This is a genomic window from Wolbachia endosymbiont (group A) of Anoplius nigerrimus, assembly GCF_947251795.1.
Taxonomy (GTDB): Bacteria; Pseudomonadota; Alphaproteobacteria; order Rickettsiales; family Anaplasmataceae; genus Wolbachia.
The window spans coordinates 876006-889014 of sequence record NZ_OX366385.1 but is presented as its reverse complement, the minus strand read 5'-3'; the positions used below and the strand labels follow the sequence as shown (position 1 = coordinate 889014).

Here is a 13009-nt window from a genome sequence, read left to right as displayed (position 1 = left end):
GCTCTTACTTCTCAATATAGTGAACAAATTGTGATGACGTTAATGAAAAATATTAGCTCTATAAAGTTAAATAGACTACAATATTTTGAACTGAGTCAGCACGTGGAAGATAAACTGGATGGACATGGTTTAAGTAATCAAGAAAATTTACTTGAAAGTATTAAAGAAAAAGTATTCTTGGGACTATTAAATCGAGATTTACTTAGGACAGATTTTTTCCTTAAGGGTTCATCTCTGGATGAAGCTGAGGAGATAGCTGATAAAATAATAGAGAAGGAAGTGAAGGAATTTAAATTAAAAGCTAAGGGGACTATTGAGGGTCAAGTGGTTAGGATGTTAGATGGATTAAGGTTTCTATCACAAGAAAAAAAACTCTATAGAGTATATTCAGAACTCAGTCGAAATAACGAAAATGATAAGGAAAAAATAAAGAAAATTTTGCAGAAAAAATTAGCAATGACGGAAGCAGTGATAAATGACATGCTAAAAAAAGAAGCTTCATGCAAACTAGAGTTAGAAATTGAAGACATTTATAATCAAAACAAATGTGACATAACTACGCTTTATGAAAAAATAAAAGAAGTGAAACAAGGATTTATTGAAGATGGTCTTTTGACAACACAAGAAATAGATAAAATAGTAAAAGAAAGAATAATAACTTTGAATAATGAAGCAAGGATAATACCGTCAAGCAATTTGTCTCGTATTTTAAGTGTCAATAATTTGGCAGCACATGAATTATAAAAACTTATGTTCCTTGCCTTGTAAAAGATTCGCAATATTTCTATGGTGTGTTAGGAAAACTAGTGTTCCTATAACTAGTAATGTTAAAAACAAATTCCTCTGAAAAAAAAAGGACCATGCTACAGCCGTTGAAGTAGCACTTAATGAAGCAAGGGAAGAATATCGAAAGGTAAAAAACACTGCTAGCCAAACAAATATAAACACTAATGCCACAGGTGTGTTAAACGCTATCAACACTCCCAGAGTTGTTGCAACTCCTTTGCCTCCTTTAAATGTTAGCCAAATAGGAAACATGTGTCCTAAAACTGCTAAAATTGCAGATACATATATATAAAAATCGTTATTATCACAAAATTGTTGTGCTATATAAACGGCAATAAATCCCTTAAAGGAATCCAGAAATAATGCCAAAGCAGCAAGAAATTTATTTCCCGTCCTTGCAACGTTTGTAGCACCAATGTTTCCTGAACCTACTTCTCTTAAGTTTATCCCTTTTATTCTTGTAATAATTAAGCTAAACGGTATTGAACCGAGTATGTAGGATAGTGTAAGGACTATAACTAACACAGGTAAAATTTACTGATTAATAATCGCAAAATTTCGTCATCCCGCTGCTTGTTAGCGGGATCTATGCTGAGATACCGCGAATAAATCGCGGTATGACGTAGGGAAATCTTACTTATTATAGCTATACCTCTCCGCATATGCCAAAATTTAATTGATTTTATTATTCCTCAGCCTTTTTAGGTAGCACTGAACTTCCTCGTTAATCTGATTACTAAACAGTATAAGCGCTGTCATGTTGATAAGAGCTAAACAAGAGAATAAAGTTCCGCCAATATTAGCAATAGCCATTATGTCCTTAGAAAGGCCAGAGAAAAACGCCACAATTATTACCGCTATGCGATATATCACTATACTTTTTGCACCGAATAAATATAGCCACCCCATTTCACAACAATATACAAATGAAATTACCGAAGAAAATGCAAATAAAGGAGCAGCTACTGTTAGAAGGATAGGAAACCATGAAGAAACAGTTTCAAATGCCTTTTGAGTAATTAATATCCCTTCACCAACACTAGTCTGGTATGCACCTGTTATTACTATCGTTATTCCAGTTAAACAGCAAATGAGCATTGTATCAAAACACGGTTCTACCATAGCAACAAGCCCAGTTCTTACTGGTTCTTCATCTTTAGTTGTTGCATGAGTAATTGCAGCAGAGCCAACACCAGCTTCGCTGGCAAAAATTGCTCTTTGAATTCCAGCAACAAATGCTCCTACCATCCCTCCGCCAACAGCATTAAAATCTATCATGCTGGAAAATAATATCTTAAATGTGTAACCAAGATTGTGGATATTAAATCCAATAATAACAAGGCAGCTACATATATATATGAGTGACATAATAGGCACTAGTGCAGAAGATACTCTAGCTATCCTTTTAATTCCGCCAATAATCACTAAAGCAAGCAGCGCAGAGATTATGGAAGAAAGAAACCAAGAGTGACCATCTACCCAACTTGAATAGCCAGATAATATTGAAACCATTTGGTTGGTTTGAAACGCTACACTTCCACCAAGACCTGATAATACAAAGAATACTGCATACATGGCAGCCAGCACAATACCAAGTTTTTTAAATCCAAATTCCTCCAGACCATTCCTTATATACTGAAAGGGACCACTAAACAATTGCTCCTGATCTTCTGTTCTATGTCTAAATGCTAAAGTCACTTCGGCAAATTTTGCTGACATACCAAAAAAACCTGTAATCATCATCCAAGGCACCGCTCCTGGCCCTCCCATTGAAACTGCAATTGCGACTCCAGCAACAGTTCCAAGGCCTACTGTGCTTGAAAGTGCAGTCATAAATGCCTGAAAATGCGTAATGTGACCATCGTGATGATCTGTGTCATATTTTCCACATAAAATAGCGAACGCGTGCTTAAACATTCTTATGTTGAGAAACTTAAAGCGTAAGGTTAAAAATACATAACCAAAGGATAGTAGAAGAAGTATGAACGGTATATAAAAGATTTTGAAAAACAGCACTTCATTCATGAAATTATTTATTCCATTCAACACAGCGTCATAATTTTCGTAAAAACCTGAAGCAGCGTACACATCATTAAACAATAGACAAAATAACACCATACAAAGTAATCTATAAATCATGTTAATACCTTTTAGAATTGTAATAAGAATCTATTGTATTCAAAACTTCCCTTTTTAGTAGATATATTGCAACAGCATTTGGAACCATAAGGCACATAAACAAACTGTCACCTAGATAAGATATAAATTCTATATCCTTTGACATACAACTGATATACACTGAAACCACTATAAGAATTTGGAACGGTATCAGTATTTTTTTACTACCAAATAAGTACAGCAAAGCAACTTCACAGTAGTAACAATAAGCTATTATTGTAGAAAATGCAAAGGAAAACATCATTAGCGGAAAAACTAACTTGCTGAACAAGGGCAAAGCTGTTGAAAATACCGAGCTAATTAATGTAATATCACCCACGTTATCAGTGCTATGCATACCAGTGATAATTATCACAATACCAGTCAAAAATGAGATTAATATTGTATCTATAAGTGGTGCAATCATTGCAACGCATCCAACTTTAATTGGATCTTCTTCTTTTACAGCTGAATGTGCTATAGCTGCTGTTCCGGTACCTGCTTCGTTAGCAAACACTGATCTTCTCACTCCGGCTATTAATCCGCTCAATACTCCGCCTCCTATAGCTGATTTGTTAAAGATGTCTTGGAATATTATGGATAAAGCATTCAGCAAATTACTTCCGTTCATACAAATTAAATATATACACATACCCACATATAGCACTATCATAATTGGTGCTAAGCTCGTTGAAACGAAAGCAATGCGCTTTATTCCTCCCAATATTACAATAAAGACAAGCAGGGATATAATAATGGATGCGTTGTATTCGAAGAGGTTATTTGACAATGCTGCTATCTGATTCGCTTGAAATGGTATACCGCCCAAAATCATTGCAATAAGTAGCATAATCGCATAAGTAAAGGCAAGAAATCTACCAGTTTTTGCAAATCCAATTTTTGCAAGCCCGTACTTCATGTAATAAAAAGCCCCGCCAGTTGCATTTTCAGAGCGATAGGTGAATGCAAGCACCACCTCGGCAAACTTTATCGACATACCAAGTATTCCGGTAATTACCATCCAAAAAACTGCACTTGGGCCCCCTATTGTGATAGCTATTGCAACTCCTGATATTGTTCCAAGACCAACTGTTCCTGAAATTACTGTTGCAAACGCTTGAATATGAGTGATTATGCCATTGTTATTGTGATTACACTTTAGATTGAATAGCGTTTGTATTCCATGCTTGAACAATCTAAAGTTAGTGAATTTGAATTGGATGGTACAAAAAACCCCAGTTGCAATTACCCAAATAATTATAAATGGAATGTTGAATATCTTTATGTACAGAAATGAATTTAACAGTTCACTTATTTTTACAATCATGCTGCTCACTACTTTTTATTACAACTTATAGCTAACGAGCTTTATACGAGTAATATATATAAAGCCCAATGCTTACTGGAATAGTAAGTACATACACTACACCTAAAATTGGTAGCGTCATCCAGGGCTTACTGATGAAAAATATAATAAGTACTCCAAAAAATGACACAAATATATAGGATAGGCTTTTGGGAACATAAATATATTTTGCAGAGAAAGTTGGAATGTGACTTATCGAAAAAAATGAAATGGCCAGAAAGTAACAAGCTACATTTCTTGTGTTAAAAAATCGCTCTATGAGAAGTAAGTATTCACTCTCATGAGATTGAAAGGTAATAATTATTGGTAACAAAGAAAGTAAAGCACACACTGGAGCTGGAACACCAGAAAAGAAAAATTTTTCCCGGTGTGATTGTTCTGAGTGTAGCGAAACATTAAATCTTGCAAGTCTTATTGATATGCAGATTACGTATATCATTACTAAAATCCAACCTATGACTTTGATTTCGTTTAGCTTCCAAAAATACAAAAGAAATGCAGGTGCTGCACCAAAATTTAGAAAATCTGCAAAAGAATCAAGCTGGGCTCCAAAATCGCTAGTTGATTTTAGAATTCTAGCTATTCTGCCGTCCATTCCATCTATTATTGCTGCAATGATGATAAAAATTACTGAGAGTTCCCATTGTTCATTAAATGTAAATTTAAGTGAAGTGAGACCAGAACATAAACCCAATAAAGTTATAAAGTTTGGGAATAATTTAGTAATAGGTAAGAATCTACTGTTACTTCCATCGTTATTCATATAACGTCAAAAGTAAGCTTCTCTTGAACGTTTTCCTTATTTAAGTTTGCTATAATTGTTTCACCACCAATAACAGTTTGCCCTTCTGAAACTCTTACTTCTACATCAGCAGGAACATAAATATTCACTCTACTACCAAATCTTATAATTCCAAACCTTTCACCTGCTTTCACATTCTGGGATACTCCTAAATTGCAAACGATACGACGTGCAATTAATCCAGCTATTTGCTCCACAATAATTTCTTTTCCCTTTTCGTATTCAATCACAATAACCTGCTTTTCATTTTCATTACTAGACCTATTGCTCATTGCGGATACAAACTTACCTTTTTTATAATTCATTTCCTTTATCGTACCAGATATTGGTATACGGTTCACATGGACGTTCAAAACGCTTAAAAATATGCTAACAAGCGTGAACTTCTTCTCTTCTCCATTTTCTGCCGATAAAGGATAATTAACTTCTTCAATTTTTGAAATCACACCATCAGCAGGACTTAATATAAGATCCTTATTGTTTGGCACAGCTCTTGCTGGATCGCGAAAGAAATAAGTACACAGTAATGTCGGAAACAAGCACGTAACACCAAACCCCCAAGATATAGAGAATGCTATACACGTTACTATAAAGGCAATAACTATAAATAAATAACCTTCCCTGTTTATGTTAGGTAAACTAAAACACATAATCTTATTCACAATAACCTATTGTTAACAATTTATCATTTATAGTTTCTCATGAAAAGCTTTTTTTAACTGCTTCAGCAAAGTCCTCTTGATACAAGGTAACATTACAGATTAGCACACACCGTCATACTGTAACAACCCGTCCAACACAAACTAAGTTTAGATCAGAACACTGATTCTTCTAAAAGTTGCTCACTATCCTCGTCTATTGTGATAGAATTATCATGATTTCTGAGTAAATCTCTGATTTTCGTTTCTATTTCATTTGCGACTTCTTTGTTTGTTTTGAAGTAATGTTTTACATTCTCTCTTCCTTGTCCAAGACGTATGTTGTTGTATGAATAGTAAGCACCTGCTTTTTCAAGCACACCAAGCTTTGCTCCCATATCTATTATTTCTCCGAGTTTTGATATACCTTCATTGTACATTATATCAAATTTCGCTTCTCTAAATGGAGGAGCAACTTTATTTTTTACAACTTTAACTCTTGTTTCATTGCCTGTAATATTTTCTTTGTCTTTTATTACACCAACTTTTCTTATATCAAGCCTTACAGAAGTATAGAATTTTAATGCATTTCCACCCGTGGTAGTTTCAGGATTTCCATACACTACTCCTATTTTCATACGAATTTGATTAATAAATATCAATATACAGTTCGCTTTTGAAACGGCAGAGGTTAGCTTTCGTAGCCCGTGACTTAGAAGTCTTGCTTGCAGCCCCATGTGCTGATCACCCATATCACCTTCAATTTCAGCTCTTGGGGTTAATGCTGCAACAGAGTCAATAACTATCACATCAACCGCACCAGAACACACTAAATACTCAACAATATGCAACGCCTGCTCTCCAGTGTCTGGTTGTGAAATCACTAAATCATCAGTGCTTACCCCAAGTTTACGAGCATATAAGACATCCAATGCATGTTCTGCATCGATAAATGCGCATGATCCTCCTTTTTTTTGTGCTTCAGCAATCACGTGCAAGGCAAGAGTGGTTTTACCAGAACTCTCGGGACCAAATATTTCAATTATACGTCCTTTTGGCAGACCTCCAACACCTAGAGCCGAATCAAGCGCAATTGATCCTGTGGATATTGTGTCTATTTTCTCTACAGGGTTTTGCTTCAGCTTCATTATTGCACCTTTACCGAATGCTTTTTCAATTTGGCTTATTGCGTTATCTAATGCTTTTTGCTTATCATTATTTCTTTCTTCTGAGTTGTTTGCCATGGATCATTTATTAACTTGTATAACTTTCATGATAATCGAACACGAACAACCTGCCAAGGGTTTTTTAATAACGAAGAACATCATTGAAACTGGCTGCTTAAATTATATTAAGATAAAAAGTTAGATAGACTCTGCAGTGCGATACAAAATAACGATAGAATACAATGGTAGTAGTTTCTCTGGCTGGCAGAAGCAGCAACATTCTGCTAATTCAATCCAGGAAGCCATAGAAAATGCTATGTTTAATTTTAGTGGTGAGAAAATTACCTTGTACTGTGGTGGCAGGACTGATGCAGGGGTTCATGCTTTAGGACAAGTTGCTCATTTTGATATGGAAAAGGAATGTGAGCTTTATAGAATAAGAAACGCAATAAACTATCATTTAAAATCAATTCCTATAGTCGTGCTCAATGTAGAAGTTGTAGATGATGCGTTTCACGCACGGTTTTCAGCAAAAAAAAGATATTACGAATACAGAATAGTTAATCGCTATGCTCCTGCCGCTCTGGAGACGGGTTATGTATGGCAAGTGTTTAGCCCACTTGATGTAAATATTATGCGTGAAGCTGCTAAACATCTACTTGGAAAACATGACTTTTCAAGTTTTCGTTCAAAAGATTGTCAAGCTGCAAATCCGATAAGAACAATTGATGATATCGATATAATACAAAACGGGAGCCATATACATATCAAAATATCTGCTATTTCCTTTTTACATAACCAAGTGAGGATTATTGTGGGTACTTTAGTTGAATTTGGAAAAAATAGAACCAATCCGCAAGAAATGCTAAATATATTAAACCAATGCAAAAGAAATGCGGCTGGAGTTACTGCACCACCTTTTGGCTTATATTTGGTAAAGATAGATTACTAATTTAATAAAAAGTAACATGCTTAGTGAAATAAGTGTCATACCGCCACGGTATCTCCAGATCCCGCTAACAAGAAGCGGGATGACGAATTTAAGTTCTCATTGGCATCACTACATATAATACACTTGAATCGTCTTCATCAGTGATAATTGTAGCACTATTACCATCGGCTAAGCTAAACTTACATTTATTTTTTATGCAGGATAGAACATCAAGTAAATAACGCGAATTAAACCCTATTTCTATAGGGGCTTCATTGTAGTCCACTTCTATGGATTCAGTTGCATCACTGCACTCTTGGGAGTTTGAATGCAGAGTTAGCAGCTTTTCTTGTAGTGAGAATTTAATGGATTTTACTTTATCAGACACAACAACGGAAACCCGATCTATAACATCTGAAAGTTTTTTACTTTCAATAATCATATGCTTATCTTGAGATGCTGGAATAACTGCTTTATAATTTGGAAAAGTCCCATCTATTAATTTTGATATTAGAATATATTCACCGCATGTAAGCTTGATTTTTCTGTCTGAGAGTTTTACTTTAATTTCATTACAATCGTCCAATATTTTTAACAGCTCCATAACAGTTTTACGTGGAATGATCACACCAAATTCGCCATTGATGTTCCCAGGCTTTGGTCTCTTTATACATGATAAACGGTGACCATCAGTTGCAACGCAGTACAGAAACTGCTCGTCTGTATGTAGATATATTCCATTTAAATTATATCTTGTATCATCTAGTGATACAGCAAATTTTGTTTTAGTTAATAAGTCTATCAGGTCCGTATTTAGTAGAATAAAATCATGTTTATAATTGTCTTCTTCAAGAGCAGGAAAGCTGCTTGAAACTACATTCGGTAAAGAAAAGTTTGCATTTCCGCAGGACATCAATAATTTTCCTTGGTTGTTTACTTCAAAATTGACATCCAAATCAGCGGGTAACTTCTTCACTATGTCATGTAAAGTATGCGCTGAAATTTTTACTTCTCCTTCTGTTAATACGGTTGCAGCAAGTGAGGCAAACATTGAAATGTCAAGATCAGTTGCCATTAATTTTATGCTGCCGTGTTGTGCTTTGATATTTATACACGCTAAAACATCTATTGCATTACGCCTTTCAACCACTCCACTTACTCTGGATAATGTATTTAAAAGACTTGTGCGGCTCACGCTAAAACGTATCCGCTCGCACACAGAATTTTGCTTTTTGATTTCTGTATCTACACCTGCAACCTCTGACATTGCTAACTCTCAAAAATATATTTTAAATGATATCCACATCTCATATAAAGTAAAGTGCTATTTATATTTCCATTGAAAGAGTAGTCCAGTTTATACTATAGCTGGGTATTTTGTTACAATGATTTACTTTGTATGGCATAAATCATGCATTTTTTGATACGCTTTTTGAAAACCAAGTAGGGAATAAGTATCATCAATGGTCACTGTTTTTGTTTTCCCATTCACTACCATTGATAATCCCTGCTTCATTTTTAGAATGAGATCTTGATCTATTTGTGTATGCTCTGCCCACGCAAAACTTCCCTGTATTATAGGCAGTGTATATTTAATTTTTTTGTCGATATTGAGAGCTACAGGCTCTTTATCATACTGAAAACCAGAGGTAACGCTTACCTCATCTGCTTTTTTATCAACATAACTGACCATTACATACGGCTTGCGATTGGTTGTATAATGCTCGCTTTTTGTTTTAGGGTAAGATACAATGTAACACACTTTCTCTCCATCTTCTGATGCAGTATATACAAGCCAGTCTTTGTATTTTTCCTTCAATTGCACATCACTAACCGATGCAAAAGCGCCTATTGAAAAAAATATTAGAAATATAAAAAAACTACGCATGCAAACCAAATTTCAAACTTTCAGATTGTATATATCGTTTTACCTTGGCCATCGCCTGCTCAGCCAACTGCCTTATTCTTTCTCTTGAAACACAGTACTTTTTACTAAGTTCATCTAGAGTTTGAGCGTTTTCAGACAAATATCTACTGATAAAAATGTCTCTTGCCCTTTCGTTGAGGCTCGCTAGTGCATTGTTTAAAATTGTTTCTTTTAATTCTTTTTCTTCATAATTCTGATAGGTTACTTCTTGACTGACCAAGTTACATGGGATCATATCTTGCAACTCCCTTTTAGAGTCATCACCTATTTTTATGCAATCGTTTAGCGACTGATCCTTACAAGCCAAACGGTAATTCATCTGCAGAACGTCTCCTTCGGATACAGAAAGCTCATTAGATATTGCTTTTATTTCTTCATTACTTAAAGTTTCCCTGTTTGTATACTGTAAAATTCTTTTTTTTATTTTACGTAAACTAAAAAACAATCTTCTTTGTGCTTGCGTTGTACCTATCTTCACAAATGACCAAGATTTCAGTATAAAGTCTTTTATTGAAGCTTCAATCCACCACACTGCATAAGTTGAAAAACGAAACCCTAAATCAGGATTAAACTTTTTCACTGCATGCATTAAACCCATATTCCCTTCCATGACCAGGTCCATCAACAATAGTCCATAATTTTTGAATTTCATTGCAATTTTCACTACCAAATTCAAATGGCTGGTAATCAATTTATGAGCAGAAGAAATATCCTTGTATTGGTTCCAATTTTTTGCTAGTTGTACTTCTTCCTCTTGAGACAGCATGGGAAATTTTCGCACCTTAGCAATATATTGCATAAGATTGGTTCTGCTATCAACACATAAGCTTGCCATTGGGGTCAACATAACAACTTAAATTAAAACTTCATATATATAATATATTGATTTTCCAGCAAAAATTCAAGCTTTGATTTGAAAAAAGTACAAACCTTCTATCTAATTGGGATCTTAAAGACGATAAGCCCCAACATCAGCTACCTGAACACTATATATGACATCCTGCCAGCGTGTAATGATGAACATTATAGTTTAAATACATAGTAAGTGGTGTTATTCCAGTGCCCAGACACTGGGATGGCTTTGTTGCATAGCAACCGAAAAAATCTGGTGGCTACTGACAAAATTCATTATAAATAACCATTTAACTGTTGAAGAAAAAATATGCCACAGAAAATGAAAGTCAGTAACCAAAATGAATATAACAAATTTCTCCAGGAAAGAGGAAATATTTTTCATTATATCAATGAAGCCATAGAAAATTGGTATGAAAATAGTCCAAAAATGCAGGGCGGCAACTATATTTACAGTGATAAAGTCGTAATTTTGGTGCATATAATTGTCAATCTTTTTAGAATTGGTTTAAGACAAACGGTGGGGTTTATAAAAGGATATCTGCAACAAATAGGAAAAAATTTGCAGCTATTCACAAGCATCGAGAAGGTTTAAAAAACTTAATATTAAGATAAATGATTGCAGGGTTGATAAAAGCAACATGGAAAATATTGAAATTATCATAGATAGCACAAGTATCAGCATTTACAGTAACACTCCTGAAGGAAAACAGTGCAGATAGAAAGTACCGAAGCTACGAGCAAGTAAGAAAGTTACATGTTATGTTAAGTGTGAATAGTAAAAAAGCTATAGCTGCAAGATACAGTAATGGCGTCTACTCTGACCACTATGGAGCTTGCGATTTGCTTGAAGAAGTTAATTTTCAGCACAAAATAAAAGCATTATATGCAGATAGGGCATACGATAGGCACAAACTTTATAAATTGTGTAAGAAATACGATATAAAGACAAAAGTTCTACCAAAAAAGGATGCAGCAGAACATTCAAAAATAGATTATATGTCTGACAGAAATGCTGCTATTAGGTTAATAAAATTATATGGACAAGATGGTGTAAAAGAGTGGAAAAAGGAAGCAATTTATGGAAAGAGATCTTACATAGAAGGATTTTTCTCAAGGTTGAAGCAAGTATTTGGATTTAGCTTTAGGAATAAATCTGAAGTAAATCGTGAAAAAGAATTACTAATTAAGTGCTATTTGCTTAATCAATTTACTGAAATTGGTATGGCTAAATTTGAAATGGCTACATGATATTTATCGTAAATTACTACCAGTATAAGGTGCGATGCAACAAAGCCATCCCAGTGTCAGCTACTCGGATGACAAGAAAGAGGCTACTTGGATGACACCCTGACAACCGTCATCCCGCTACGTGTTAGCGGGATCTCTTGTTAGTGGCTGAGATACCGCGGCGGTATAGCTATACCTTTTTCTACTTAGTTTGGGTTATGCAAGAAGTCTAATAACATTTATTGCTATTTTACCCTATATCGCTTATACTATAAAGTAGAACATTATAGGTTTTAGCAATGGTTAAAGAAGTTGAAGAATTAATAAAAATTGTTGGTAAGGGTAATTTATTAGAGACGTTATTTATTTTTTTAGGTAGCTTTCAACACGCTGACTTAGATCGTAGTATGGACCACAGAAATCATTTTGGATTGTCTGCATTCATTAAAAAAGAGGGAGAGCCATTAGATGAATATTTTAACTTAAAGTTTAGTCTACAAGGGCTGTTTTTAATTTATGTTCAAGCTTATAGAGTTCTTGCAGAAAATGCTCAGCTCAACACTCAAGAAGTAATTGATAAAATATATGCTACAGTCGAAAGTGGAAGAACATCTACTACTTATAACGCACTAGGAGAATTGCTAAGGAGAATTGTAGATCAAGCAGGATTGACAGAAGATCAAAAAAAATTAAAGCTTCTTAATATTTTAGCGAATCCAAAAGGTAAAGCTTTATTTAACAATAATAATGATTTTGAGAAACAAGTACTTAATGATGTTAAAAAGTTACTAAAAATAAATTATGCAAATGAATTTGATAAAGAATTCAGCTTATGTAAAGAGGTAATAAATCACTATTATTCCATCCACAATATAAAAGCAGATAAAGATATAGCATTGTTCTTTTCTTTGGGTGGTCACTATAAAGAACTTTCGTCATCTAACAAAACAGTAAAAAGAGAAGTATTAGAGATATGTGAGAATCAGTTAATAGAGAGCTATATAATGTTCTTAGCTGGCAAACTACACATGATCGGATTATCAAGTAGAGATAAATATACAATCGACCATGAGAATGTGGATCGACAAGAGAAAGCATTAAAAATGGATGGATTAATATATCCTATAAATACAAAAAACACCCTAGGCTCTGTG

General features: G+C 34.4%; 10 protein-coding genes and 3 pseudogenes. 4 read left to right on the top strand and 9 right to left on the bottom strand.

Translation table 11 applies throughout. The features are described 5' to 3' along the window. Positions 1–744 (top strand): annotated as a pseudogene (locus tag OPR26_RS04695) (hypothetical protein); the annotation flags it as partial. On the opposite strand, the gene plsY reads toward OPR26_RS04695, so the two are convergent. The 6 genes from plsY to recA form a co-directional block, all read right to left on the bottom strand. Beyond that, a complete protein-coding gene (plsY, locus tag OPR26_RS04690; protein ID WP_265015618.1) occupies positions 739–1311 on the bottom strand; it encodes a glycerol-3-phosphate 1-O-acyltransferase PlsY in 573 nt (190 codons plus the stop codon). The pseudogene OPR26_RS04695 and the gene plsY sit on opposite strands and share 6 nt — an antisense overlap. 147 nt (positions 1312–1458) lie before the next feature. Further along, a complete protein-coding gene (locus OPR26_RS04685; protein ID WP_320157074.1) occupies positions 1459–2925 on the bottom strand; it encodes an alanine/glycine:cation symporter family protein in 1467 nt (488 codons plus the stop codon). A gap of 1 nt (position 2926) precedes the next feature. Next, positions 2927–4270 carry an alanine/glycine:cation symporter family protein gene (locus OPR26_RS04680; protein WP_265015616.1) on the bottom strand — a complete coding sequence of 448 codons (1344 nt, stop codon included), beginning with the start codon at positions 4268–4270 and terminating at the stop codon, positions 2927–2929. Positions 4271–4301: 31 nt separating this feature from the next. Further along, positions 4302–5072, bottom strand: a complete 771-nt coding sequence (locus tag OPR26_RS04675) for a CDP-alcohol phosphatidyltransferase family protein (RefSeq protein ID WP_265015615.1) — start codon at positions 5070–5072, stop codon at positions 4302–4304. Then, a complete protein-coding gene (locus tag OPR26_RS04670) occupies positions 5069–5761 on the bottom strand; it encodes a phosphatidylserine decarboxylase (protein ID WP_253302900.1) in 693 nt (230 codons plus the stop codon). The genes OPR26_RS04675 and OPR26_RS04670 overlap by 4 nt, the downstream gene beginning before the upstream one ends. Positions 5762–5925: 164 nt before the next feature. Then, entirely contained in the window at positions 5926–6993 is a 1068-nt protein-coding gene (gene recA, locus OPR26_RS04665) for a recombinase RecA (RefSeq protein ID WP_253301932.1), read from the bottom strand. Positions 6994–7129: 136 nt separating this feature from the next. Between recA and truA the strand changes: the two genes are divergently transcribed. Next, complete coding sequence (truA, locus tag OPR26_RS04660) at positions 7130–7867, top strand: tRNA pseudouridine(38-40) synthase TruA (RefSeq protein WP_265015614.1); 738 nt, start codon at positions 7130–7132, stop codon at positions 7865–7867. Positions 7868–7955: 88 nt separating this feature from the next. On the opposite strand, the gene dnaN is transcribed toward truA, so the two are convergent. From dnaN to OPR26_RS04645, 3 genes are all read right to left on the bottom strand, one after another. Then, positions 7956–9113 carry a DNA polymerase III subunit beta gene (dnaN, locus tag OPR26_RS04655; RefSeq protein WP_265015613.1) on the bottom strand — a complete coding sequence of 386 codons (1158 nt, stop codon included), beginning with the start codon at positions 9111–9113 and terminating at the stop codon, positions 7956–7958. Between the two features lie 123 nt (positions 9114–9236). Continuing rightward, positions 9237–9734 carry an invasion associated locus B family protein gene (locus tag OPR26_RS04650; protein WP_253301936.1) on the bottom strand — a complete coding sequence of 166 codons (498 nt, stop codon included), beginning with the start codon at positions 9732–9734 and terminating at the stop codon, positions 9237–9239. Then, positions 9727–10620 (bottom strand): RNA polymerase factor sigma-32, encoded by an 894-nt coding sequence (locus OPR26_RS04645; RefSeq protein WP_265015612.1) that lies wholly within the window; start codon positions 10618–10620, stop codon positions 9727–9729. Before OPR26_RS04645 ends, OPR26_RS04650 begins: the two co-directional genes overlap by 8 nt. 315 nt (positions 10621–10935) lie before the next feature. On the opposite strand from OPR26_RS04645, the pseudogene OPR26_RS07510 reads away from it, so the two are divergent. Both OPR26_RS07510 and OPR26_RS07370 read left to right on the top strand, forming a co-directional pair. After that, positions 10936–11876: pseudogene (locus tag OPR26_RS07510) on the top strand (IS5 family transposase). A gap of 278 nt (positions 11877–12154) precedes the next feature. Next, positions 12155–13000 (top strand): annotated as a pseudogene (locus tag OPR26_RS07370) (WD1261 family protein); the annotation flags it as partial. Positions 13001–13009 lie beyond the last annotated feature (9 nt).

Excerpts from the sequence above, each read along its gene's own strand:
- OPR26_RS04685 (WP_320157074.1), bottom strand. The coding sequence starts at position 2,925 with ATGATTTATAGATTACTTTGTATGGTGTTATTTTGTCTATTGTTTAAT.
- OPR26_RS04680 (WP_265015616.1), bottom strand. The coding sequence starts at position 4,270 with ATGATTGTAAAAATAAGTGAACTGTTAAATTCATTTCTGTACATAAAG.
- OPR26_RS04675 (WP_265015615.1), bottom strand. The coding sequence starts at position 5,072 with ATGAATAACGATGGAAGTAACAGTAGATTCTTACCTATTACTAAATTA.
- OPR26_RS04670 (WP_253302900.1), bottom strand. The coding sequence starts at position 5,761 with ATGTGTTTTAGTTTACCTAACATAAACAGGGAAGGTTATTTATTTATA.
- recA (WP_253301932.1), bottom strand. The coding sequence starts at position 6,993 with ATGGCAAACAACTCAGAAGAAAGAAATAATGATAAGCAAAAAGCATTA.
- dnaN (WP_265015613.1), bottom strand. The coding sequence starts at position 9,113 with ATGTCAGAGGTTGCAGGTGTAGATACAGAAATCAAAAAGCAAAATTCT.
- OPR26_RS04650 (WP_253301936.1), bottom strand. The coding sequence starts at position 9,734 with ATGCGTAGTTTTTTTATATTTCTAATATTTTTTTCAATAGGCGCTTTT.
- OPR26_RS04645 (WP_265015612.1), bottom strand. The coding sequence starts at position 10,620 with ATGTTGACCCCAATGGCAAGCTTATGTGTTGATAGCAGAACCAATCTT.